Origin of the sequence: Rickettsia endosymbiont of Oedothorax gibbosus (assembly GCF_936269705.1) — a bacterium.
GTDB lineage: Bacteria > Pseudomonadota > Alphaproteobacteria > Rickettsiales > Rickettsiaceae > Tisiphia.
In genome coordinates, this window is the sequence record NZ_OW370493.1 from 138,981 (window position 1) to 162,296 (window position 23,316).

The following is a 23,316-nucleotide window of genomic DNA, read 5'->3' on the forward strand; positions in this document are numbered from 1 at the left end:
TATTATGCTCTCAACCTCATTTTCATAAAGATGTTTAGAAAGCTCCCTACTGCATCATGACATCCAATCCCTGCCCTGAAACCGTAGGAACACTTAAGGAATAATGGCTCATAGATATTTTCAAGTACCTTCTTCATCATCTTTTGGCAAAGCTTATCTTCAAAATTGCTAATCCCTAAAGTCCTATACTTACCCGGGCTTCCTTCCTTTGGTATCTTTACCTCTAGTATATTCCCTGGTTTATATACCATGTTCTTTAGTTTCTTAACCAATTCTCTGATATTTTCTGTAAGGTTTAAGCTATAGCTCGATTTGTCCATACCATCTGTTCCCACCGCTCTATTTACATCAAGCTCTTGGTAACATTTGGTAAGTGCTTCTTCATTAAATAAATGCATGAGATTGTTAAATCTCTTGCCCTTATCCTGTGAGGATAACCTAAGGTGGTCCCCTTTGTCTAGACAAAAATTTAGATAAATAGAGATATAATTCACAAAAATTAAATTGTTGTTTTTATACAATATTTTTTTCAAAATATACACATTCTGGAGTTTTATAATCCAAAGCTTGATGCATCCTTTGTCTATTATAAAAGTCCATATATTCGTTAATTGCTGTCTTTGCCTCCTTTACTGTTGTTAAAATAATCCGATAAATTTTTTCCTGTTTTAATGATCGCCAAAAACGTTCAATAAAAATATTATCTAAGGCTCGTCCCTTACCATCCATACTAATCAAGATATTATGTAGCTTTAGCATACTAATAAAATTCTCCGAGGTAAATTGTACTCCTTGATCAGTATTAAATATTTTTGGCATACCATATTTTTCTATAGCGTCTTCAAGGGCTGTTACACAAAATTCACTTTCCAAACTAATGGAGATTCGCCAACTTAGAATATAACGACTATACCAGTCAATAATAGCTACTAAATATACGAACCCTTGGCTCAGTCTTATATACGTTATATCTGCACTCCAAACCTGGTTTGGCAATACTATTTCTAATCCTTTTAGTAAATAAGGATATATTTTATGCACTTGATTCCTCTTGCTTAAATTTATTTTAGGATAAACAGCTTCAAGACCCATTATCTTGTAGTAACGTCTAACAGCTTTACGACCTACCGAAAAACCTTGGGCTTGTAAATATTTAGCCATCCGCCGCATACCATAATATGGATGCATAGTATAGGTCTCATCAATTATTGCCATAATCTTGATATCTTGTTCACTAATACCAGTAGGTTGATAGTAATAGGTTGACCTGCTAATATCCAATAACTTACACTGTTGTACAATTGTTAACTTATTATGATTAGGCTCTATCATATTACACCTAACCTTTAATTCCAAACAATGCAGATTTTTTTTTGAGCCAGTCACACTCAACGCTTAACTGACCAATTTGCTCATATAGATTCTTGATTAACCCCTGCTGATTTGGATCAGCACTCTGTGTTTTATTCTTAAAACCTTGTACTAACAACTCAAGACCTTGTTTTTTCCAGTTACTGATCTGTGTTGCATGAACACCATACTTACTGGTTATCTGGGCTATTGTTAGCTCTCCCTTAATTGCTTCTATGACAATTTTGGCTTTCTCCTCAGCACTATATTGCCTTACTTGTTTTTTCATCTCTAGCTCTCCTTGTTTGCTAAAGAATTCTATCTCATTTTTCTTATTTTTCTGTCCAAAATATTGGAACCATTATACTATAGAAAAATATGGTATGCCAAAAATATTTAATACTGATCAAGGAGTACAATTTACCTCGGAGAATTTTATTAGTATGCTAAAGCTACATAATATCTTGATTAGTATGGATGGTAAGGGACGAGCCTTAGATAATATTTTTATTGAACGTTTTTGGCGATCATTAAAACAGGAAAAAATTTATCGGATTATTTTAACAACAGTAAAGGAGGCAAAGACAGCAATTAACGAATATATGGACTTTTATAATAGACAAAGGATGCATCAAGCTTTGGATTATAAAACTCCAGAATGTGTATATTTTGAAAAAAATATTGTATAAAAACAACAATTTAATTTTTGTGAATTATATCTCTATTTATCTAAATTTTTGTCTAGACAAAGGGGACCACCTTATTGAATCAGAGAATTTGAAGAGATATCAGCAAAGACGAGAAGATTTAGTATTAATGCTTAGCAATGAAAAGAAAAGACTACATCATAGTATTGATGGTATTGATAAAAACAGTGTAGAAAAACATATTAAATTCTTACAAGATACGTCAATTCGGGATAAGGATATTGTGAACATGTAGATTAAAATCAAATTTTGTTGAAGGTTTATTTTTCTTTAATGAGTAAGCAACAAGAGTAGATAATATATGGACAAAGGCATTTATTGGTGATCTATGTCTAGTATGTTCAAGGTTCATTTTATTTTTTAGATAATCAAAAACTGTTTCAATTAAGTTACGCTTTCGAAGTAAGATTTTTTCTTTCAAATCCATTAATTTATTTTCCATATTCTTCTTAATTCCATGAATCATTTTTAAGCCTCTTTCATATAAATTTAAGAACAAATTTTGCTTAATATAACCTTTATCAGCTGCTATAATTCCAGTTAATCTTTTTGTTAACTCCGGTACTGGAACCCTATCATCTACATTGCCTTTGGTCACTTTTAATGCCATAAACTCCCCTTTATTATTGATTATTACATGTAATTTAAAACCATAAAAATACCCCATAGAGGATTTACTATGTTTGGCTAATCCTTTAAAAACTTTATTGCTATAACGCCTTTTATTGTGACAAGCTTTAATCGTTGTAGAGTCAATAAAATAAATACCTGTTTCCTCACCAAACAACAAATGAATCAACATATTTAGCGGTATGAATAATCGTGCCATTAATTCAACAAATCTATTATAACTCAAGGCTTTGGGAAAATCATCCTTATGCATGCACTCTATATAACTTTTATAGAAAAATTTAAAATTCTTAGCATAGGATGTATGAAACATAATTATTATTGTTAACATTTCACTTAGACTCATGCTACAACAGCGATTTCTTTGCTTATTTGATGGTAATAACTTTCTCTGTTCATACTCCAAATAAATTTTACAAAAATCATCTATAAAACTATATAATTCTGTGATATCTTTTTTCATGCCTGTAGTTTGTTTTTTTGTTTAAAAATATAAATACTGCAGGCACTCCTTTTTGACAATCCTTTTATCTATTACTATTTCATCTATATCTTATCCCGAACTGACGTAAGTAGTTACTGAGTTAAAGAATCGAGGAATTGAACAAATTTATGTTGCTTGTGTGGATGGTTTAAAGGGCTTTCCAGAAGCTATAAGCAGTGTATTCCCGAGTACTATAGTACAATTATGTATTGTACATATGGTTCGCAATTCAGTAAAGTATGTGTCATATAAAGATTTAAAAGAGGTCACATCAGATCTAAAACAAATTTATACAGCTAATAATGACGAAATGGCACGTTTAAAACTTCAGCAATTTGGTGTAAAATGGGATAAAAAATATCCGGTAATTTCTGATATTTGGCAACGTAATTGGTCTGGGATAATACCGTTTTTTGCCTTTCCTGAAGAGAACAGAAAGGTAATTTATACTACTAACACTATAGAATCTGTAAATCGTCAAATTAGAAAAATTATCAAAAATAAGGGGGTGTTTCCAGATGATAAGTCAATTCAAAAAATAATATTTTTATCCCTACAAAATGCAGCCAAAAAATGGACCATGCCTATTAAAGATTGGTCTTTAGCTTTAAATCAATTTGAAATACTTTGTGGAGATTTTAAATATGATTTATTGGAAAATAAAAAATGAACTTACACAAATTAAATGATTGACTCAAATTGCCTTTAGAAGCGACATACAGTGCTAATTCTTTGATTCTCACAGTTTTAGCTTTTACTACTGCACAAATTAATTCTGCAAATGTTTTAATTCGTGCTGGGTGCCAATCTAAAAATATGTATAATATTTGGTATAGTGATTGAGAGTCCATTAATACCTCCTGTTGCTTATTCTCAGCGGAGATTAGTGACTCTCAGTCACTTATTCAATTTATTATTTTAACCCTCCTGTAAAATCTGTGGGGTACTATGTTATTCATTAACTCTTTAACTTTCGTTCTCTTTATTGTTACTATTCTTTACTCGCAATATTTATCAATTACCAATTTTTATTTAGTTGACATAGTTTCTTCTTTTTTCTCAACTAAACTAATTTGCAACATATTCGCTACCATTGGTGACTACTGCATAAGCAATCCTTGCTAACTTATTTGCTAAACCAACACATATAATATTATATGATTTATTTTCAGCAAATTTCTTCACTGCCCACTGCACTAGTTTATCTTTCGATTCCTTACCACTTTTTGCTCTTATTGCTATTGTCCTTGCGGCTTGAATCAACATAGTTCTGGCATATCTATCTCCCTGTTTGGTAATCCCTCCTAAAACTATCTTATCTCCTGAGCTATGTTGCTTTGGTACCAAACCAAGCGAAGCAGCAAAATCCCTCGGGGTTGGATAACTTTCCATTGGGGCTACACTCAAACAACTAGCATTGATTGCTCCAATGCCAAAAATTGTCTGCAACCTAGTAGCTTTCTCACTTTGCTTATTATTGCTGATAATCAGCTTTTCTAAAGTTTTCTCTTTGTCACATAAATCCTCAATTTCTTTACATTCTAAAAGTAAAATTGACCGTATCCCAGAATTTATATAACCTTTACTATACGCTAACTCTACCTCCAGCCTACATGATTTGCAAAATTTATTTTTACTTAATTTTGTATTATAGCCATATTCACATAAACTTGATATTGTAGAATTAGTTTTTTGCACACGATCTCTGATCGTATTACTTCTAATTTTATGCAAAAATTTTATATCTTGTTCCTCTTTGCTTTTTGGCAGCACAGTTTTTAATTCTGGATCACGAGCCGCTTTGCATATTGCTAACGCATCGTTATAATCATTTTTCTGTTTCGATGTAGCATAAACTTTTACATCTTTTGTTTTCATTAGTTTGACTTGCAAACCAAGCTTAGCAATTTCCTGTGACCAATAATTAGCTCCTCCACATGCTTCCATAGCTAGCAATGAACTTTTATCGAGATTGCTTAAATAGGCTATTAACTCATCTCTTGTAACTTTTTGATAACCTATTTTTTTGCCATTTTGATCGACTTGCACCAAGTGCATACTATTTTTTGCTAAATCTATTCCTATTATAGTATTTTTTATGCTATTATTTATCATGGTATGGACCTATTAATTAAATTATTATTTAATTTGGAGCAGCTGAAAACTATTTTTCAGCTGACTCCGTACAAGTAAAGCATATTTCGCTTCACTCATCCATACCATCATTCCCGCTTCGGTGCAGGATATTATAGTCAATTCAGGAGAATTTGGGGCTAGGAGCGATGGAGCGACGCCTATAAGTAATAGGCGAGCATTGAGCGACGACGTCCCCAACTTCTCATTAATTGACTATAGCACAACCAATACTAAAGTAACTTGGTAAAGACGTATCAATTATTATTTCTTTACCAAGTACTTTCTCAGGTAAGATGACTTTTTTGGCATGTAATAACATTTCCCTGGATAAAGCTATTGCTTCTAAGGTGCCGTATTTTCTGTCCCCTATTATAGGGCAAGCTAGCATTTTCGCATGAAATCGAAGTTGATGCATCTTTCCAGTAAGAGGAGTAAACTCAACCAGTGTCAAATCCTTATTTAACTTCTTAAGGAATTTATAGCGGGTTATCGATAATTTACCATTTTCCTCATCATTTTGCACAGTTTCATACGCTCCCCCCCTATTCTTACCTATCATACCACTAATTTCTCCCTCGGATTGTGGAAGCTTACCTAAAACTACCGCTATATAGGTCTTTTTAATATCCTTCTCCTGAAAGGCTTTAACTAATTTTATACTACTCGCATAATTTTTAGCAATTAGCAATATTCCTGAAGTATCTTTGTCTAACCTATGAACTAACTTAAAATCTGCCCCCCGACCATTTAAATATTGCAATGCATCATCTATAGATAGCGTTATCTTGCTACCACCTTGGGTGGCAAGACCTGACGGCTTATTGATTGCTATAAACCAGTCATCTTGATAAATTAGATAATCCTTCAACAATTTACCAGCTAGTTTAATCGCTGAACTGGTAAAAACCCTATCAGAAGTTTTCAGAGGTTGTAAATTTAAACTATCCTCTATAAAAATTTGATCACCAACATTTATTCGCAGATTGGCTGCTACCTTACAAGAATTAACCATTATCCTCTTAAACCTTAAGGCACGCTCAATCACTCCTTGAGTAAGACTAGGATATAATTTTTTTAAGTAACGATCCAACCTACAAGGCAGTTCTAGATCAACATTCAATATTGCCACTTATGCACTCTTTAATAAAAAATAACTCCACAATATACAAGATAACAGTATAATTGCACAAATCTGATGAAATAAAGCTATTAATACAGGTACTGAATATAAAATAGTAGTTATGCCAACTAACATTTGTAATAGCAATATACCAACAATGTAATAAGCTGCTTTATTTAATTTAGGATGCTTAGTTTTTATTAAGCTCACTACTAAAAATCCAGCACTAATACAAACTATATATGCTCCCATTCTATGAAAAAACTGAACAACCACAGGGTCGCTTAAGCTATCTATAGTAAGTAGTTTAAACGTTAGTTCTTCAGGTATAAAATTATTACCCATTAATGGAAAGCTATTATATACCTGCCCAGCATCAAGACCTGCAACCAATCCCCCTAAAAGAATCTGTATATAAACTATACTAATAGTTACTAAACAACATAATTTTGCTGAGTTCAAACTTATCGTTTGTTCATTTAGTAAAATATCAAAACTATTATTCATCAGCTGATAGAACAATAAATTATAGATGATAATCGCTATAATCAAATGCCCAGCTAAGCGGAAATGACTAACATATGGCTGCAAAATTAGCCCACTTTTTACCATATACCAACCCATAAATCCTTGAACCGCAAATAATAACAATATCCCCAAATATACTGGTAGTGATCTACTAGCAATTTGCCTAGTCATCAAAAAATATACCAACGGTATCAGATATAATAAACCAACAACTCTCCCAGCAAAACGATGAATAAATTCAATCCAAAAAATAAATTTAAACTCTGAGAGAGTCATATTAACATTTTTTTGCTTATATTCGACTGATTGCTGATATTTACTAAACTCATCCTGCCACTCAGCATTATTGAGTGGCGGGACAATACCTGATACTGGCTTCCATTCAACAATTGATAAACCAGCATCAGTAAGCCTAGTAAGACCACCCCAAAAAATCATAAAAACCACCATACAGCAGCATGCAGCCAACCAAGGCTTTATTAATAGTTGTGACATTAAACCCAATATCTTTAATATCTATAATATAACAGATTTTTTTGATCCACTAATAGCTGTTTTCATTATTTTTGTAATATTTTGTATTTTTTTTAATATAGTCAATTCAGGAGAATTTGGTAGCAGGAGCGATGAGTGACGACGCATAGGCACCAGCAATTATCTTTTTTACTTTTTTATAAAAACAAATAATAGTTGATTATCTAATAAATAATTCATATTTCTATTGAACCTATTTATAATAAAATTTAAATGACCTTTATCAGTTAACCGTTTTTATCTGTATTTTATAAAAAAATAATAATTAATTATTTAGTAACAAAACTCCGCTTCTGTTGCAATAATTTATGGCAAACTTCAAGCAATTTACGCATACAAGCAACTATCGCAACTTTTTTAGGTTTAAAATTATTAACAAGCCTATCATATAAAGTTTTTAAATATTGAAAACCATTCTTACCAGCCAATACTGCCATGTATAAAGCATCTCTGGGTATTTTCCTGCCTCCTCGAATAAATCTTCGTCCTTGCTTATTACCACTATCACGAGCATATGGAGCTATACCAACAATTGCTGACAATTCATTGCTACTATAATTTTTATCCCCTAATTCATGTACAAAACTAATTAGTTTTGTAGCCAAACATTTACCAATACCAGGTACGGTCTCTAATATTTTTACCTTCTCTTTTAACTCTTCCGACTCATCTATTACCTCACTTAATTTTTTATCAAGCTCTGCTATTTCATCTTACGTCAATTCGGGATAAGGATATTGTGAACATGTAGATTAAAATCAAATTTTGTTGAAGGTTTATTTTTCTTTAATGAGTAAGCAACAAGAGTAGATAATATATGGACAAAGGCATTTATTGGTGATCTATGTCTAGTATGTTCAAGGTTCATTTTATTTTTTAGATAATCAAAAACTGTTTCAATTAAGTTACGCTTTCGAAGTAAGATTTTTTCTTTCAAATCCATTAATTTATTTTCCATATTCTTCTTAATTCCATGAATCATTTTTAAGCCTCTTTCATATAAATTTAAGAACAAATTTTGCTTAATATAACCTTTATCAGCTGCTATAATTCCAGTTAATCTTTTTGTTAACTCCGGTACTGGAACCCTATCATCTACATTGCCTTTGGTCACTTTTAATGCCATAAACTCCCCTTTATTATTGATTATTACATGTAATTTAAAACCATAAAAATACCCCATAGAGGATTTACTATGTTTGGCTAATCCTTTAAAAACTTTATTGCTATAACGCCTTTTATTGTGACAAGCTTTAATCGTTGTAGAGTCAATAAAATAAATACCTGTTTCCTCACCAAACAACAAATGAATCAACATATTTAGCGGTATGAATAATCGTGCCATTAATTCAACAAATCTATTATAACTCAAGGCTTTGGGAAAATCATCCTTATGCATGCACTCTATATAACTTTTATAGAAAAATTTAAAATTCTTAGCATAGGATGTATGAAACATAATTATTATTGTTAACATTTCACTTAGACTCATGCTACAACAGCGATTTCTTTGCTTATTTGATGGTAATAACTTTCTCTGTTCATACTCCAAATAAATTTTACAAAAATCATCTATAAAACTATATAATTCTGTGATATCTTTTTTCATGCCTGTAGTTTGTTTTTTTGTTTAAAAATATAAATACTGCAGGCACTCCTTTTTGACAATCCTTTTATCTATTACTATTTCATCTATATCTTATCCCGAACTGACGTTTAACGAAGAAGGAAGTTAATCATAGCTTAGAAGATATAGATATCTTAAATAATATGAATGGTTTGAGTAGGTCTTTGGTAAAGATTTATGATTTTGCTGAAAATAATATAAGGAAGCTAACAGATAAATATTTGCCAAAGGCGGAGTATTATCATTATAGAGAGCCTAGTAAGAGTGTAGTAAGGGTAGAAGAGGTGCTTGATAGGGTATATGAAGAAAATCAAGATATGGATGCTGCAATAAATGTAAGAGAAGAAAAGCAGGTAGTAGGAGGTAATGCTAATGTGCATAGTAGTCAAATCAATATAGGTAAGAAATTAGGGGAAATTGGTCATGTTGCTAATACAAGTGCTGTTGTGGATGATGTAACAAGTATCGAATCTAATTCTAGTATTAATAGTATTAATGATACAGGCATGTTAGAGGCTAAGGTGGTCCCCTTTGTCTAGACAAAAATTTAGATAAATAGAGATATAATTCACAAAAATTAAATTGTTGTTTTTATACAATATTTTTTTCAAAATATACACATTCTGGAGTTTTATAATCCAAAGCTTGATGCATCCTTTGTCTATTATAAAAGTCCATATATTCGTTAATTGCTGTCTTTGCCTCCTTTACTGTTGTTAAAATAATCCGATAAATTTTTTCCTGTTTTAATGATCGCCAAAAACGTTCAATAAAAATATTATCTAAGGCTCGTCCCTTACCATCCATACTAATCAAGATATTATGTAGCTTTAGCATACTAATAAAATTCTCCGAGGTAAATTGTACTCCTTGATCAGTATTAAATATTTTTGGCATACCATATTTTTCTATAGCGTCTTCAAGGGCTGTTACACAAAATTCACTTTCCAAACTAATGGAGATTCGCCAACTTAGAATATAACGACTATACCAGTCAATAATAGCTACTAAATATACGAACCCTTGGCTCAGTCTTATATACGTTATATCTGCACTCCAAACCTGGTTTGGCAATACTATTTCTAATCCTTTTAGTAAATAAGGATATATTTTATGCACTTGATTCCTCTTGCTTAAATTTATTTTAGGATAAACAGCTTCAAGACCCATTATCTTGTAGTAACGTCTAACAGCTTTACGACCTACCGAAAAACCTTGGGCTTGTAAATATTTAGCCATCCGCCGCATACCATAATATGGATGCATAGTATAGGTCTCATCAATTATTGCCATAATCTTGATATCTTGTTCACTAATACCAGTAGGTTGATAGTAATAGGTTGACCTGCTAATATCCAATAACTTACACTGTTGTACAATTGTTAACTTATTATGATTAGGCTCTATCATATTACACCTAACCTTTAATTCCAAACAATGCAGATTTTTTTTTGAGCCAGTCACACTCAACGCTTAACTGACCAATTTGCTCATATAGATTCTTGATTAACCCCTGCTGATTTGGATCAGCACTCTGTGTTTTATTCTTAAAACCTTGTACTAACAACTCAAGACCTTGTTTTTTCCAGTTACTGATCTGTGTTGCATGAACACCATACTTACTGGTTATCTGGGCTATTGTTAGCTCTCCCTTAATTGCTTCTATGACAATTTTGGCTTTCTCCTCAGCACTATATTGCCTTACTTGTTTTTTCATCTCTAGCTCTCCTTGTTTGCTAAAGAATTCTATCTCATTTTTCTTATTTTTCTGTCCAAAATATTGGAACCATTATAGTGATGCAAGTTACTTTTTGATATCTATTTGATGTGTACTAACTTATAAATTAGTAGACAATAGAAAAAGCACTAAATATACTGTAGATTAAATGGTAAATCGGCATATAATAGACAATATAGTAAACAAATTGATTTAATAGACGTATTTGGATAGATAAAATGAGATTACTCAATGAGATTATTTGGCTATGCTAGAGTATCAACTTCTGATCAATCATTAGAAATACAAAAACAAGCTCTTAAAAAAGCCGGGGTTATCGAGTCAAGAATATTTTCTGATAAAACAACAGGTAGTAATCTTGATCGAGAAGGACTAAAATCATTAATGGTTAAAGTTGAGGAAGGTGATTCAGTGTTAATTACTAAACTGGATAGATTAGGAAGGGATACAGCAGATATGATCAGCCTAATTAATCACTTTGATAAAATGAATGTAGGAGTACGTTTCTTAGATGATGGTATTAGCACCGAAGAAGCTATTGGTAAAATGGTAGTAACGATTTTATCAGCAGTAGCACAAGCTGAGCGTCTTAGGATTTTAGAGCGTACTAATGAAGGTAGGCTAGAGGCAAGAATTAAGGGTGTGAAATTTGGAGCTAAACGTAGGATTAATAGAAAGCAATTGCTGCAATATCATGAACAAGGTATTATTGGTACTAGTTTAGCTAAAAAAATGAGTATCAGTCGTGCTTCTGTGTATAAGATACTCAAAGAAGAGTGATCAAATGTTGGCTAAATGATAGATAACAAGTAAGTAGCAAAATGACAAAAAAACCTAAACATGACGAGCTTTTTAAAAGAATTATGGGCAATGAAATAGCTGCACAAGAATTTTTAGAGTATTATGGACCAGTGTTAAGAACAAGCTCTTTTGCCGCCACTTACAGTTCCTAAAAAAATAATGTTTACACTTTTTTATTGTTAGAGCAAAAAATATATTGCAAAATAATTGTAATATGAATAAAATCGAGTAAATCAATACCGACACTGTGATTTCTAGGAACAGATAAAAATGCAATATAATTTATCATTAGAGGATTTAAATTTATGCAAGAAAAAGAAAGGTCAATCAAATCAGTTAACTTTTGCAATAATGTTAGTGTATTTCAAAAAATACATACAATTTCCCTCTAATAAAGCTAACACAGTTTCGATGCAATTATTGTTACAGGTTGCCAAACATTTAGATATTGATCCAACACAAATTATTACATTTGACTGGGATACACGTACTGGAGAAAGGTATCGTCAGGATATCAGACAGTATTTAGGATATCGTGTAGCAAATGCCAAGGATATTACATTAATAATGAATTATCTTGTAGATGACTTGATACCGCGTCATTTCTCAGATTCAGTGCTACTTGAACAAATACGTACATATTTCATCAAAGATAGAATAGAAATTGTTAATACCAAACAATTAGAAAATTACATTTCGTTAGCTAAACAAAAATTTGAACAACAATTTTTTAGAAAAATATTTGATAATTTAAGTCAAGGAAATCTTCTTTTAATAGATCGCATTCTTAGTAAAAATAGTGATGAGGATAATAACATTATAGAATTATCAGAACTTAAAAAAGATATCTCTGGAGCTAAAATTAAGAATATTCAATGTGCCATAAATAAAATCAATTTACTAGGTCAAATCAAATTATCTGACTGCATAATAGAGTCAGTAGACAGAAAATTATTATTAAAATATTATGAACGTGTGATGGTTTTTGCACCTAGCAATATTCTAGATTTTGCCCCGACTATAAAATATGCCACCATGGCAATATTCTGTAGTGTAAGACTGGAGCTATTGTTGGATGCCTTAATAGATACCATGATTAAACTAATTAAAAAGATGCGAGCCGGAGCAGAGAAGCATGTAGACCGTCATATTCTTCAGGAAGTTAAGCGTGTTGACGGAAAGTTTGATATTCTAGAAAAGTTGGCTATACTAAATGCAAAAAATCCTAAAAGCATTATTGAGGACAAAGTTTATCCGGTAGTGCCTCAGGAGAAGCTGGAAGAAGTAATTGAAGATCTACAACATCGTGGTAGTAAGTGGTATCAGGCTCAGGTGCGAGAAAAAATGCATACCACCTATGCTTATGGCAATAGAGGTAGTCTACTTGCGATAATAAGAATATTACAAATTTCTGAAGATCATATTGATTATCAACCTATCTTAAAGGCAATTCGTTTTATCAACCAATACTGGAATGAATCAGATTTAGCTTACTATATTAATATCCCACCAATCAATAGAGCTATCCCACAGAACTGGTATAGCATGATCTTTAAAATAGAAAAAGGTCAATTGCGAATAAATAAATATAATTATGAACTAGCCATATTAGAACAGATTAAAGAACTTCTTGGTTTTAAAGCTATTTGGGTTAATAAAAGTTACCGTTATAGAGATCCGAATAAGGACTTACCGAAGGACTTTATTGAGAAACGAGAATCATATTATGAGTTACTTGGGTTACCGCTAAAATTCGAGGAGTTCGTAGAAAAATTAAAGACTTCACTTACTAACAGCTTAGATGCATTAAATGCAAATATTCCTAATAATCAGTTTGTAAAGATCCAACAAAGTAAAGTTGGTAACAATATAAAGCTTACTCCCTTAGACTCACAGGATGAACCTGATAATATTATTAAGTTACAGCAAGAAATCAATAATAAGTGGTCAAGTATACACTTAATTGATATTTTAAAAGAGTGCGATCTAAGAATCAATTTTACTAAGGAACTTGAAACTGTTGGTAAAAGCAGCAATATCAATAGTTCTGATCTACAAAGAAGACTATTACTATGTATATTTGGCATTGGTAGCAACACCGGATTAAAAAGAATCAGCATTGCTAATGATAATGTTAATTATAGTGATTTACGTTATGTAAAAAAACGCCATATTAATGCTACAAACATTAGAAATGCTATTCGTACAATGGTTAATAACGTTTTAAAAACACGAAATCCTGATGTTTGGGGAGAGGCTACTACAACAGTGACCTGTGACTCAACTCATCTGTTTGCTTGGGATCAAAATCTAATGAGCGAATGGCATTTTCGTTATGGTAAGAAAGGAGTAATGATTTATTGGCATGTTGACAAGAAATCATTATGTATTTACTCGCAGTTAAAGGATTGCACCTCATCAGAGGTAGGTAGCATGATAAAAGGCATTATTGACCATGATACGGACATGGACATGAATCGTGTATTTGTCGATACCCATGGACAAAGTGTAATAGGTTTTGCCGTGAGTTATTTACTAGATTTCTCCTTATGCCCGAGACTAAAGGCAATCAATAAGCAAAAATTGTATTACGTTGATTCTAGAGATAGAAATAAATATAAAAATATTTCAGAGATCCTAAAGGGAAGTATAAATTGGGAGTTATTAGAAGATAATTACGATGAGACTGTCAAACATATGGTTGCCCTAAAACTAGGAATAGTTACACCATCCGTATTAATCAAAAGATTTAGTAATAATAATTACGCTCATCCGGTATATAAGGCACTGGTAGAACTAGGCAAAGCCAATAAAACCATATTTTTGTGTAAATATTTATCCTCGGAAGAATTACGTATTGAAGTTAATGAAGGACTAAATATTGTTGAACGCCTTAATAATGTAATGGATTTTATTTTTTACGGTAAACTAGGTCACATTGCAACGAACAATATTGAAGATCAGGAATTATCGGTATTATGTTTACATCTGTTGCAGGTATGTATGGTTTATATCAATACCTTGATTATTCAACAAATATTATCACAGCCACATTGGCAGAACAGGTTTATGCCTGAAGACTATAGAGCATTAACACCGTTATTCTCAGGTCATATAAATCCTTATGGTCTTTTTCCGTTAGATTTTAATAAACGCTTGTTAATCGGGATAACTATTTAATTGCTTATTATGATATTAGAACGTACGCCAGTTAGAGAAAAAGCTAAATATTTTTGCAAACATCTGAAAAAAGAAAAGCCTGATTATAATTACTTAAGAGAATTATTCAGGCATATAAGAAAAAATCTTGATGTAGAAGTAAAGAGTGGTAAGGAAAGGAAGTTGCCGTATGTGCCTACGGAAGAGGAAATAAATAAATATTACAACACGGTATGGAAATCTAGAAATATGAAGCATATAGTAATGATTAAAACATTGCTTTATACCGGGGTGAGAGTTTCTGAGTTAGTAAATATAAAAATATCTGACATAGATTTAGATAATTGTCAGATAAAAGTTGTGCAAGGTAAGGGAAAGAAGGACAGAATAGTTCCGTTTCCTGATAGTTTTAAGGAAATATTAGCTGTTCATCTAGAAAATATGAAAAGAAATGATTCAAAATATTTATTTGAATCAAGTTTGAAGATGGCATATTCTGATCGAGGCATTAGAAAAATATTAATGAACTATACAAAAGAAGCGGGTATTGAGCATTCAATATCTCCTCATACATTAAGACATTTTCTTTTTACTTGGATGAAGAAAAAAGGCGTAGATGACGCATTAATTCAGCCATATTCAGGACATGAGAGTCGTCAATCATTGGAGATGTATTCAAAATTATCACTCGGAGATTGCCAATCTGAGTATGAAAAAAGGATTAAAGATTTTCCAATTTAATTCTAAGTGGCGGCAAAAGAGCTTGTTCTTAACACTAGTCACGTCAGTTCGGGATAAGATATAGATGAAATAGTAATAGATAAAAGGATTGTCAAAAAGGAGTGCCTGCAGTATTTATATTTTTAAACAAAAAAACAAACTACAGGCATGAAAAAAGATATCACAGAATTATATAGTTTTATAGATGATTTTTGTAAAATTTATTTGGAGTATGAACAGAGAAAGTTATTACCATCAAATAAGCAAAGAAATCGCTGTTGTAGCATGAGTCTAAGTGAAATGTTAACAATAATAATTATGTTTCATACATCCTATGCTAAGAATTTTAAATTTTTCTATAAAAGTTATATAGAGTGCATGCATAAGGATGATTTTCCCAAAGCCTTGAGTTATAATAGATTTGTTGAATTAATGGCACGATTATTCATACCGCTAAATATGTTGATTCATTTGTTGTTTGGTGAGGAAACAGGTATTTATTTTATTGACTCTACAACGATTAAAGCTTGTCACAATAAAAGGCGTTATAGCAATAAAGTTTTTAAAGGATTAGCCAAACATAGTAAATCCTCTATGGGGTATTTTTATGGTTTTAAATTACATGTAATAATCAATAATAAAGGGGAGTTTATGGCATTAAAAGTGACCAAAGGCAATGTAGATGATAGGGTTCCAGTACCGGAGTTAACAAAAAGATTAACTGGAATTATAGCAGCTGATAAAGGTTATATTAAGCAAAATTTGTTCTTAAATTTATATGAAAGAGGCTTAAAAATGATTCATGGAATTAAGAAGAATATGGAAAATAAATTAATGGATTTGAAAGAAAAAATCTTACTTCGAAAGCGTAACTTAATTGAAACAGTTTTTGATTATCTAAAAAATAAAATGAACCTTGAACATACTAGACATAGATCACCAATAAATGCCTTTGTCCATATATTATCTACTCTTGTTGCTTACTCATTAAAGAAAAATAAACCTTCAACAAAATTTGATTTTAATCTACATGTTCACAATATCCTTATCCCGAATTGACGTTAGTCCCATTACTAAAAATAAAATATTAATATCGGATTTACCAAATTTCCAACTTGTCCTATCCATTGCTACGACATAATTTTTTGAAGCAAAAAAGCTTAATAGCAAATAGCCAACCTTCATATAATCAAAATTAAAATCTTTTAAAAAACGATAAATTCTATGAGTTTTTGACGTCGCTTTAGCATCACCTAAAATACCAAGTGCTAAACCTTTTTGATAAATTGAGCTGCCCGTCAGCAAACTAATTACCATACCAACCAAACATTTTAATCTTGATTTATTTCCGTCTATATATAAAATCAATTCTTGAAGTATTATATTATGCATTTTGTTATAAAAATACCTACCTTATACTACTTCACACCACTCTAAATCAACCATTCTTCTTCATCTTCTCAAAATTGTAGGGTACTATAGAGGCAAAGACAGCAATTAACGAATATATGGACTTTTATAATAGACAAAGGATACATCAAGCTTTGGATTATAAAAATCCAGAATGTGTATATTTTGAAAAAAATATTGTATAAAAACAACAATTTAATTTTTGTGAATTATATCTCTATTTATCTAAATTTTTGTCTAGACAAAGGGGACCACCTTAATAAGTCAATTCAAAAAATAATATTTTTATCCTTACAAAACGCAGCCAAAAAATGGACCATGCCTATTAAAGATTGGTCTTTAGCTTTAAATCAATTTGAAATACTTTGTGGAGATTTTAAATATGATTTATTGGAAAATAAAAAATGAACTTACACAAATTAAATGATTGACTCGACATAATTTAAGTGAAAATTAACATATCCATGACCACTTATAAGCGATATTGCCATTTTATTTTTATAAATACCACCTTCATGCAATATCCAGGCTAGTGGCATTGAAGCAATCCAAAAAAACGATTAAAATGGATTGCTTCCTCGACCTTACGGTCTCCTCGCAATCTGATGTATCCCCACGAAATTAAGCACGACAAAGCTCCGTCTTTATAATAGATGCCAGGGGTTCTACCAATGGTTTTATGGCATGCAAATAATTAAATTCAATAATAAATTTCCCAAGGGTAAAATACGAATAAATCTTTTTATCTTTTACTGTGTTAGGTTGGAAAATTCTTTGCATACCTTGGCTATAGCCTACCACACCTATAACCCAATATGTTATAATAACAATGGCAGATAGTAACATTAAAACCATAGTACCCTACAATTGACTATAAAAGTTGCGTAGCCTATTTATGCAGTCTTTTGGTAGTTGAATATTCAAAATGTAAGGCTTTACCTTCAAATACCCTACTATAGGCATGATGTAAACTACTGGCTGCTTCTGCAAAACCACTAAGAATTAATTTTAATTTTGCTGGATAACTAGCAATATCACCAATTGCATAGATACCTGGAATATTTGTTTCAAAATAACCAGGCTCGACAATTATATGATTAGTTTTAATATTTAATCCCCAATTTTTTATCGGACCAAGTTCTTGGGTAAGTCCAAAAAATGGCAGTAATATATTTGCCGGTAAGGTGCGAATATTTTCCTCAAAACCCTTTACTCCAACGGCTTCTAAGATGCCATCTTTTCCTACTAAATGGTCTAGTTGATAATTAATTACCAGCTTAATTTTACCATTATCGGCTAATTCTTTGAGTTGCCTTATAGTTTCAGGAGCTGCTCGAAATTTCTCACGCCGATGTACTAAATATATTTTTTTAGCAATTTCGCAGAGTGATATTGCCCAATCTACAGCCGAATCTCCGCCACCAGCTATGACGATTTCTTGGTTAGCCAAACTATTGCGGTTATTGATAAAATAAAATACTGATTTTCCTTCAAATGCTTCTATACCAGCTAGTGGAGGTCTGTTAGGTCCAAAAGAACCACAGCCAGCAGCAATAATAATAGCTTTAGCAGCTATTGTGACATTTTTAGAAGTGGTGATTTGGAAATAGTCATCTTCTTTTTTTAATTGTATAACTTGCTGATTGAGATGATAAACCGGATTAAACGGTTTAGCTTGTAATGCCAATTGTTCTATCAACTCTTCTGCCATAATTTTAGGGTAGGCTGGTATGTCATATATCGGCTTTTCTGGATAAAGTATACTACATTGCCCGCCTATTATTTCCTGTGAGTCAACAACATGGCAACGCATACCAAGCATCCCAGCTTGGAAAATAGCAAATAACCCAACTGGTCCTGCTCCAATTATTATAATATCAGTATTGTGCATAAAATAAAATTTTATAAATAAAAAATCGTAAAAACTCTTAGTGATACCAGGACAGCAATTGCAAATATGACATTATAGATACATAGAGAAATTTTAGCATTGTGATCCACTCAACTTTAAGACGAATAATCTATTTTTCTGTTAAAGATTTGTATGTATTTTCTTGAATTCTATAAATATTTTTATACAAACTTATCATAACACGTCAATTCGGGATAAGGATATTGTGAACATGTAGATTAAAATCAAATTTTGTTGAAGGTTTATTTTTCTTTAATGAGTAAGCAACAAGAGTAGATAATATATGGACAAAGGCATTTATTGGTGATCTATGTCTAGTATGTTCAAGGTTCATTTTATTTTTTAGATAATCAAAAACTGTTTCAATTAAGTTACGCTTTCGAAGTAAGATTTTTTCTTTCAAATCCATTAATTTATTTTCCATATTCTTCTTAATTCCATGAATCATTTTTAAGCCTCTTTCATATAAATTTAAGAACAAATTTTGCTTAATATAACCTTTATCAGCTGCTATAATTCCAGTTAATCTTTTTGTTAACTCCGGTACTGGAACCCTATCATCTACATTGCCTTTGGTCACTTTTAATGCCATAAACTCCCCTTTATTATTGATTATTACATGTAATTTAAAACCATAAAAATACCCCATAGAGGATTTACTATGTTTGGCTAATCCTTTAAAAACTTTATTGCTATAACGCCTTTTATTGTGACAAGCTTTAATCGTTGTAGAGTCAATAAAATAAATACCTGTTTCCTCACCAAACAACAAATGAATCAACATATTTAGCGGTATGAATAATCGTGCCATTAATTCAACAAATCTATTATAACTCAAGGCTTTGGGAAAATCATCCTTATGCATGCACTCTATATAACTTTTATAGAAAAATTTAAAATTCTTAGCATAGGATGTATGAAACATAATTATTATTGTTAACATTTCACTTAGACTCATGCTACAACAGCGATTTCTTTGCTTATTTGATGGTAATAACTTTCTCTGTTCATACTCCAAATAAATTTTACAAAAATCATCTATAAAACTATATAATTCTGTGATATCTTTTTTCATGCCTGTAGTTTGTTTTTTTGTTTAAAAATATAAATACTGCAGGCACTCCTTTTTGACAATCCTTTTATCTATTACTATTTCATCTATATCTTATCCCGAACTGACGTATAACGTTATTGTAATCAATTTGGTAAAAACCAACGGTTAGCAATAAATAAGTCTATTGCTCTAGAAAAAGCTTTGATAGGTCGAATCTATATTGGCGGGACTCTGTAATCTCGTTTGCCAGCTAATATCTCCCATAACATTTCCATTGATTCAAAGAAAAAAAGATCTACTAAACTTCTTATTCGTTCCCATAACGATCCTAATCTACCAAATTGCTCCCTCATTTCTTGAAATAATTTATCAACTAATTGGTGTATTTGATGAATAGTAAATGCTAACAAAGTAAAATTGTAGAAATTATAACATAGATTCTCAGAACCATGACCGTAATTATGTTCTATATTATAACCATGATTCTTTAAGCTATTAAAGCATTCGTTCTCTATTTTCCAACGTGCTCTTGCTCCGTCTATTATTGTTTTAGCATTATCTGAGGTGATTTCTAGATCAGTAATCCATTTACCATAATACTGACTTTTGTTACTACCATCTTTCTGCGGCACTAGCTCCCATGCCGCTATATAATTTGTTCTTACCTTAGTGCTAGTAAATAATTCAACATCATTAACCCATTCAATTATCAATTTGTTCCTTCTAAGGCTCAATGTCTCTATCTTTGATTTATCTACAGATTGAACATTATCCATTAATGTCTTATGATTATTGGGTTTTACTTTAAAAATATAATTAGCTTTATGATCACGAATTGTTTCTATCACTGGAGTTGTTGCATATAAGGCATCAGCATTGATTATTATCCCTAATTTATCATGATCCTTTCTAAATCTTGTCAAAAATCTCTTGAAAGCATTCGTCTCACAATCCTCTTTCTCATCACCATCTTGTACACGAATTTCCTCAGGCATTACTGGTATTACTTGTCGTAACCCAAATTTTACAATAGCCCCTTGTAATACTTGATGACAATGATATTGGTTATTTTTATGCCCTCTAATTAGGCAACGTTTACAACTCACTTTATCAGAGCTGTAATATTGTGTACCATCAACATTTAATAAGTATTTACCAGGAAATATTTGATATTGTTCTAGATGCTTCCCTCGTTGTAATTTACTAAATAATTCTTTGAAAATAGGTCTAAACGTTACGTCACTATCTACTTGGTCTATTACGTTCCTCATCCCCTGATCGCTAGGAAGCGATTGTACTGTAAACATGCTACGCAGATTATTACGTTGTTCCTTCCTTTCCATACGCCTTTGAAATTCTAGCAAAGATACTGATTGAAAATACATACACGCCAAACCAGATAACATAATATCTGCTATACTATTACTACTATTTACACCCCTTCTATCTTCTATACCAGCAAATCTATCTGCAATCATACTTCTGATTGCACTAAAACTTAAATGTTTCTTTGAATGCATAACTTGATACCAATATTATATTGATATTATCTTAGATAATTTATCCAACTTTGACTACTTTTTTAACTATTCCTCTACGAAAAACTTATTCCATATCCTTTTACTTACCTTCCTTCTATGACATATTTGGAATCGCTGCTGCGCATTAGGCTTTTGGGATTCATATTGCTTGCCTTTTTCATAAAACCACTTATTTGCTTAAATTGTTTCAATAGATTATTGACTTTCTGAACTGATGTTCCCGAGCCTTCAGCAATACGCTTTCGACGTGAGGCATTCAGCAAATCTGGTTTTTTTCGTTCTTTTTTGGTCATTGACAAAATTATTGCTTCTTGGTGATCTATTAATTTACCGCTTAATTTCGATTGATCAACTTTATCGATAATTTTATTAATGCCAGGTAACATATTTATCATACTGCTCAATCCGCCTAGTTTTTTTATACTCCTCATTTGCGTTAGGTAATCTTCCAAGTCAAATTTACCTTTTTTTAGTCTAGCAGCTGCTTTTTCCGCCTCTTCCTGATCTATTAGGCTACTTGCTTTTTCAACAAAGGAAATAATATCTCCCATATCTAATATTCTCGAGGCGATACGTTCTGGATCAAATAACTCTAAATCTGCCAATTTTTCACCAGTACTTAGGAACTTAATAGGCTTATTGGTAATATGCTTAATACTCAAAGCCGCTCCACCTTTAGCATCACCATCAATACGAGATAAAATCACCCCGGTAATTCCTAGTTGTTGGTCAAAATTGCTAGCTATAAGTACTGAATCTTGCCCTGTCATTGCATCAACCACCAGAATTATTTCCTTTGGCTCTACTAAATTTTTTATATTTACCGCTTCTTGCATCATTTGATCATCGATTTGCAACCTACCTGCCGTATCATAAATAACGACATCATAGGCAGCTAATTTTGATTCGTACAAGGCTCTTTTAGTAATATCGATAGGAGTATGGTTGGGGATAATAGTTAAACTATCTACCTCTATCGATTTACCAAGGATAGTTAATTGCTCCTGAGCAGCAGGACGATAAGTATCAAGAGAAACTAAAAGTACCTTTTTATTTTGGTTTTTTAGCCTAAGTGCTAATTTGGCACTAGCGGTAGTCTTACCACTACCTTGCAGCCCAACCATTAAAATATTTACCGGAGGGGCAGATTTAAGTTGTAATACACTCTCCTCTGGAGAAGAGGATAATATATTAATTAACTCATTATGGATAATTTTTACTATCATCTGCCCTGGAGAGACTGATTTTATCACCTCCTGCCCCATAGCTTTTAACTTTACTTCAGCAATAAAGTCCTTAACTACCGGTAGTGCCACATCTGCCTCAAGAAGGGCAATCCTAATATCACGCATAGTATCGTTTATTTGAGCTTCTGATAAAGTGCCGCTTCTTTTGATACGATCAAAGATTTTTGTTAGATTTTGAGTTAATGTTTGGAACATAAAATTTAATAAGTTACTTTAATTTTATCATTCTAGCATATTTACTAAGAAGCACTAAGCATATTAGCAAAAAAAATATTATAGTCAATTGATGTCATTATTAATTTTCCAAAAAATACTTTACATATAAAATAAAATATTGTCTTATGTAGGATATATCGTACATTTGTTAAATTTTTATAAGGTAAATTTTATGGGCAAATCCACTACAGAACTCAATAGAGTTATCAAAGCTCTAAAAGCAGGAGAAAATATTGAGAAGATAGATTTGCATAAGAATAAGATAGACAATAAGCAAATTGGGTTACTGGTACCAGCGATTCCAAATATGTCATAGAAGGAAGGTAAGTAAAAGGATATGGAATAAGTTTTTCGTAGAGGAATAGTTAAAAAAGTAGTCAAAGTTGGATAAATTATCTAAGA

General features: G+C 31.6%; 27 protein-coding genes and 1 pseudogene. 11 read left to right on the forward strand and 17 right to left on the reverse strand.

The features are described 5' to 3' along the window. Positions 1-2: 2 nt before the first annotated feature. Genes NBW66_RS14765 through NBW66_RS15145 form a run of 3 tightly spaced genes read right to left on the reverse strand, consistent with a single transcriptional unit; the run spans position 3 to position 1,639 of the window. Complete coding sequence (locus NBW66_RS14765) at positions 3-494, reverse strand: reverse transcriptase domain-containing protein (protein ID WP_348539284.1); 492 nt, start codon at positions 492-494, stop codon at positions 3-5. Positions 495-513: 19 nt separating this feature from the next. After that, a complete protein-coding gene (locus NBW66_RS00740; protein ID WP_250310686.1) occupies positions 514-1,332 on the reverse strand; it encodes an IS3 family transposase in 819 nt (272 codons plus the stop codon). 7 nt (positions 1,333-1,339) lie between these two features. Beyond that, positions 1,340-1,639: a transposase gene (locus tag NBW66_RS15145; RefSeq protein ID WP_094649795.1), complete on the reverse strand. Its 300-nt coding sequence runs from the start codon at positions 1,637-1,639 to the stop codon at positions 1,340-1,342. 16 nt (positions 1,640-1,655) lie between these two features. Between NBW66_RS15145 and NBW66_RS00750 the strand changes: the two genes are divergently transcribed. Together NBW66_RS00750 and NBW66_RS00755 are read left to right on the forward strand one after the other, a co-directional pair. Next, complete coding sequence (locus NBW66_RS00750) at positions 1,656-2,039, forward strand: integrase core domain-containing protein (RefSeq protein WP_250311448.1); 384 nt, start codon at positions 1,656-1,658, stop codon at positions 2,037-2,039. 19 nt (positions 2,040-2,058) lie between these two features. Further along, on the forward strand, positions 2,059-2,292 hold the full coding sequence (locus NBW66_RS00755) for a hypothetical protein (protein ID WP_250311449.1): 234 nt from the start codon (positions 2,059-2,061) through the stop codon (positions 2,290-2,292). Here NBW66_RS00755 and NBW66_RS00760 read toward each other — a convergent pair. Further along, the gene (locus tag NBW66_RS00760; RefSeq protein WP_250310582.1) at positions 2,260-3,150 is read right to left on the reverse strand and encodes an IS982 family transposase; all 891 of its coding nucleotides are present in this window, start codon (positions 3,148-3,150) and stop codon (positions 2,260-2,262) included. The genes NBW66_RS00755 and NBW66_RS00760 overlap by 33 nt on opposite strands. A gap of 109 nt (positions 3,151-3,259) precedes the next feature. Between NBW66_RS00760 and NBW66_RS00765 the strand changes: the two are divergent. Further along, positions 3,260-3,841, forward strand: a pseudogene (locus NBW66_RS00765) (IS256 family transposase); the annotation flags it as partial. 398 nt (positions 3,842-4,239) lie between these two features. On the opposite strand, the gene NBW66_RS00770 reads toward NBW66_RS00765, so the two are convergent. From NBW66_RS00770 to NBW66_RS00790, 5 genes are all read right to left on the reverse strand, one after another. Then, a complete protein-coding gene (locus NBW66_RS00770) occupies positions 4,240-5,286 on the reverse strand; it encodes an IS110 family RNA-guided transposase (RefSeq protein ID WP_250311450.1) in 1,047 nt (348 codons plus the stop codon). A gap of 226 nt (positions 5,287-5,512) precedes the next feature. Beyond that, the gene (locus tag NBW66_RS00775; protein ID WP_250312221.1) at positions 5,513-6,430 is read right to left on the reverse strand and encodes an RluA family pseudouridine synthase; all 918 of its coding nucleotides are present in this window, start codon (positions 6,428-6,430) and stop codon (positions 5,513-5,515) included. Between the two features lie 6 nt (positions 6,431-6,436). Further along, entirely contained in the window at positions 6,437-7,450 is a 1,014-nt protein-coding gene (locus NBW66_RS00780) for a COX15/CtaA family protein (protein WP_250311451.1), read from the reverse strand. 308 nt (positions 7,451-7,758) lie between these two features. Next, complete coding sequence (locus NBW66_RS00785; RefSeq protein WP_348539297.1) at positions 7,759-8,196, reverse strand: transposase; 438 nt, start codon at positions 8,194-8,196, stop codon at positions 7,759-7,761. An 11-nt stretch (positions 8,197-8,207) separates the two neighbouring features. Then, complete coding sequence (locus NBW66_RS00790; RefSeq protein ID WP_250310582.1) at positions 8,208-9,098, reverse strand: IS982 family transposase; 891 nt, start codon at positions 9,096-9,098, stop codon at positions 8,208-8,210. Between the two features lie 161 nt (positions 9,099-9,259). Between NBW66_RS00790 and NBW66_RS00795 the strand changes: the two genes are divergently transcribed. Next, positions 9,260-9,655, forward strand: coding sequence for a hypothetical protein (locus NBW66_RS00795; protein WP_250311453.1), 396 nt, complete (start codon positions 9,260-9,262; stop codon positions 9,653-9,655). Positions 9,656-9,707: 52 nt separating this feature from the next. Here the strand turns inward: NBW66_RS00795 and NBW66_RS00800 are convergent, their stop codons facing one another. Together NBW66_RS00800 and NBW66_RS00805 are read right to left on the reverse strand one after the other, a co-directional pair. Then, the gene (locus NBW66_RS00800; protein WP_250310686.1) at positions 9,708-10,526 is read right to left on the reverse strand and encodes an IS3 family transposase; all 819 of its coding nucleotides are present in this window, start codon (positions 10,524-10,526) and stop codon (positions 9,708-9,710) included. A 7-nt stretch (positions 10,527-10,533) separates the two neighbouring features. Beyond that, the gene (locus NBW66_RS00805) at positions 10,534-10,833 is read right to left on the reverse strand and encodes a transposase (RefSeq protein WP_094649795.1); all 300 of its coding nucleotides are present in this window, start codon (positions 10,831-10,833) and stop codon (positions 10,534-10,536) included. Between the two features lie 252 nt (positions 10,834-11,085). Between NBW66_RS00805 and NBW66_RS00810 the strand changes: the two genes are divergently transcribed. The 5 genes from NBW66_RS00810 (at position 11,086) to NBW66_RS00825 (ending at position 16,593) form a co-directional block, all read left to right on the forward strand. Next, on the forward strand, positions 11,086-11,634 hold the full coding sequence (locus NBW66_RS00810; RefSeq protein ID WP_250311454.1) for a recombinase family protein: 549 nt from the start codon (positions 11,086-11,088) through the stop codon (positions 11,632-11,634). A gap of 41 nt (positions 11,635-11,675) precedes the next feature. Next, complete coding sequence (locus NBW66_RS14350; RefSeq protein ID WP_284346703.1) at positions 11,676-11,807, forward strand: hypothetical protein; 132 nt, start codon at positions 11,676-11,678, stop codon at positions 11,805-11,807. Positions 11,808-11,925: 118 nt separating this feature from the next. Then, positions 11,926-14,835: a Tn3 family transposase gene (locus NBW66_RS00815; RefSeq protein WP_250311455.1), complete on the forward strand. Its 2,910-nt coding sequence runs from the start codon at positions 11,926-11,928 to the stop codon at positions 14,833-14,835. A 9-nt stretch (positions 14,836-14,844) separates the two neighbouring features. Next, complete coding sequence (locus NBW66_RS00820; RefSeq protein WP_250310731.1) at positions 14,845-15,555, forward strand: tyrosine-type recombinase/integrase; 711 nt, start codon at positions 14,845-14,847, stop codon at positions 15,553-15,555. Positions 15,556-15,702: 147 nt separating this feature from the next. After that, positions 15,703-16,593 (forward strand): IS982 family transposase, encoded by an 891-nt coding sequence (locus NBW66_RS00825; RefSeq protein WP_250310582.1) that lies wholly within the window; start codon positions 15,703-15,705, stop codon positions 16,591-16,593. Here NBW66_RS00825 and NBW66_RS00830 read toward each other — a convergent pair. After that, positions 16,561-16,926, reverse strand: coding sequence for a hypothetical protein (locus NBW66_RS00830; protein WP_250311456.1), 366 nt, complete (start codon positions 16,924-16,926; stop codon positions 16,561-16,563). The two genes, NBW66_RS00825 and NBW66_RS00830, sit on opposite strands and share 33 nt — an antisense overlap. Before the next feature lie 86 nt (positions 16,927-17,012). Here NBW66_RS00830 and NBW66_RS14825 point away from each other — a divergent pair, with 86 nt between their 5' ends. Next, complete coding sequence (locus NBW66_RS14825) at positions 17,013-17,129, forward strand: IS3 family transposase (RefSeq protein ID WP_410525842.1); 117 nt, start codon at positions 17,013-17,015, stop codon at positions 17,127-17,129. A 19-nt stretch (positions 17,130-17,148) separates the two neighbouring features. Continuing rightward, entirely contained in the window at positions 17,149-17,352 is a 204-nt protein-coding gene (locus tag NBW66_RS00835) for a hypothetical protein (protein ID WP_250311457.1), read from the forward strand. Between the two features lie 213 nt (positions 17,353-17,565). Here the strand turns inward: NBW66_RS00835 and NBW66_RS00840 are convergent, their stop codons facing one another. The 5 genes from NBW66_RS00840 to ffh all read right to left on the reverse strand — a co-directional run bounded on the left by NBW66_RS00840 (position 17,566) and on the right by ffh (position 22,893). Beyond that, positions 17,566-17,799 (reverse strand): hypothetical protein, encoded by a 234-nt coding sequence (locus NBW66_RS00840; RefSeq protein ID WP_250311458.1) that lies wholly within the window; start codon positions 17,797-17,799, stop codon positions 17,566-17,568. A 34-nt stretch (positions 17,800-17,833) separates the two neighbouring features. After that, positions 17,834-18,835 (reverse strand): NAD(P)/FAD-dependent oxidoreductase, encoded by a 1,002-nt coding sequence (locus NBW66_RS00845; protein ID WP_250311459.1) that lies wholly within the window; start codon positions 18,833-18,835, stop codon positions 17,834-17,836. Positions 18,836-19,040: 205 nt separating this feature from the next. Beyond that, positions 19,041-19,931, reverse strand: a complete 891-nt coding sequence (locus tag NBW66_RS00850; protein WP_250310582.1) for an IS982 family transposase — start codon at positions 19,929-19,931, stop codon at positions 19,041-19,043. 194 nt (positions 19,932-20,125) lie between these two features. Further along, a complete protein-coding gene (locus tag NBW66_RS00855) occupies positions 20,126-21,430 on the reverse strand; it encodes a transposase (protein ID WP_250311217.1) in 1,305 nt (434 codons plus the stop codon). Positions 21,431-21,534: 104 nt separating this feature from the next. Then, complete coding sequence (ffh, locus tag NBW66_RS00860; protein ID WP_250311460.1) at positions 21,535-22,893, reverse strand: signal recognition particle protein; 1,359 nt, start codon at positions 22,891-22,893, stop codon at positions 21,535-21,537. Positions 22,894-23,316: the final 423 nt, after the last annotated feature.

What these genes read in the sequence shown, in the direction of transcription:
- NBW66_RS00740 (WP_250310686.1), bottom strand. Translation starts at nt 1,332, where the DNA reads ATGATAGAGCCTAATCATAATAAGTTAACAATTGTACAACAGTGTAAG.
- NBW66_RS15145 (WP_094649795.1), bottom strand. Translation starts at nt 1,639, where the DNA reads ATGAAAAAACAAGTAAGGCAATATAGTGCTGAGGAGAAAGCCAAAATT.
- NBW66_RS00760 (WP_250310582.1), bottom strand. Translation starts at nt 3,150, where the DNA reads ATGAAAAAAGATATCACAGAATTATATAGTTTTATAGATGATTTTTGT.
- NBW66_RS00770 (WP_250311450.1), bottom strand. Translation starts at nt 5,286, where the DNA reads ATGATAAATAATAGCATAAAAAATACTATAATAGGAATAGATTTAGCA.
- NBW66_RS00780 (WP_250311451.1), bottom strand. Translation starts at nt 7,450, where the DNA reads ATGTCACAACTATTAATAAAGCCTTGGTTGGCTGCATGCTGCTGTATG.
- NBW66_RS00790 (WP_250310582.1), bottom strand. Translation starts at nt 9,098, where the DNA reads ATGAAAAAAGATATCACAGAATTATATAGTTTTATAGATGATTTTTGT.
- NBW66_RS00795 (WP_250311453.1), top strand. Translation starts at nt 9,260, where the DNA reads ATGAATGGTTTGAGTAGGTCTTTGGTAAAGATTTATGATTTTGCTGAA.
- NBW66_RS00800 (WP_250310686.1), bottom strand. Translation starts at nt 10,526, where the DNA reads ATGATAGAGCCTAATCATAATAAGTTAACAATTGTACAACAGTGTAAG.
- NBW66_RS00805 (WP_094649795.1), bottom strand. Translation starts at nt 10,833, where the DNA reads ATGAAAAAACAAGTAAGGCAATATAGTGCTGAGGAGAAAGCCAAAATT.
- NBW66_RS00810 (WP_250311454.1), top strand. Translation starts at nt 11,086, where the DNA reads ATGAGATTATTTGGCTATGCTAGAGTATCAACTTCTGATCAATCATTA.
- NBW66_RS14350 (WP_284346703.1), top strand. Translation starts at nt 11,676, where the DNA reads ATGACAAAAAAACCTAAACATGACGAGCTTTTTAAAAGAATTATGGGC.
- NBW66_RS00815 (WP_250311455.1), top strand. Translation starts at nt 11,926, where the DNA reads ATGCAATATAATTTATCATTAGAGGATTTAAATTTATGCAAGAAAAAG.
- NBW66_RS00820 (WP_250310731.1), top strand. Translation starts at nt 14,845, where the DNA reads ATGATATTAGAACGTACGCCAGTTAGAGAAAAAGCTAAATATTTTTGC.
- NBW66_RS00825 (WP_250310582.1), top strand. Translation starts at nt 15,703, where the DNA reads ATGAAAAAAGATATCACAGAATTATATAGTTTTATAGATGATTTTTGT.
- NBW66_RS00830 (WP_250311456.1), bottom strand. Translation starts at nt 16,926, where the DNA reads ATGCATAATATAATACTTCAAGAATTGATTTTATATATAGACGGAAAT.
- NBW66_RS00840 (WP_250311458.1), bottom strand. Translation starts at nt 17,799, where the DNA reads ATGGTTTTAATGTTACTATCTGCCATTGTTATTATAACATATTGGGTT.
- NBW66_RS00845 (WP_250311459.1), bottom strand. Translation starts at nt 18,835, where the DNA reads ATGCACAATACTGATATTATAATAATTGGAGCAGGACCAGTTGGGTTA.
- NBW66_RS00850 (WP_250310582.1), bottom strand. Translation starts at nt 19,931, where the DNA reads ATGAAAAAAGATATCACAGAATTATATAGTTTTATAGATGATTTTTGT.
- NBW66_RS00855 (WP_250311217.1), bottom strand. Translation starts at nt 21,430, where the DNA reads ATGCATTCAAAGAAACATTTAAGTTTTAGTGCAATCAGAAGTATGATT.
- ffh (WP_250311460.1), bottom strand. Translation starts at nt 22,893, where the DNA reads ATGTTCCAAACATTAACTCAAAATCTAACAAAAATCTTTGATCGTATC.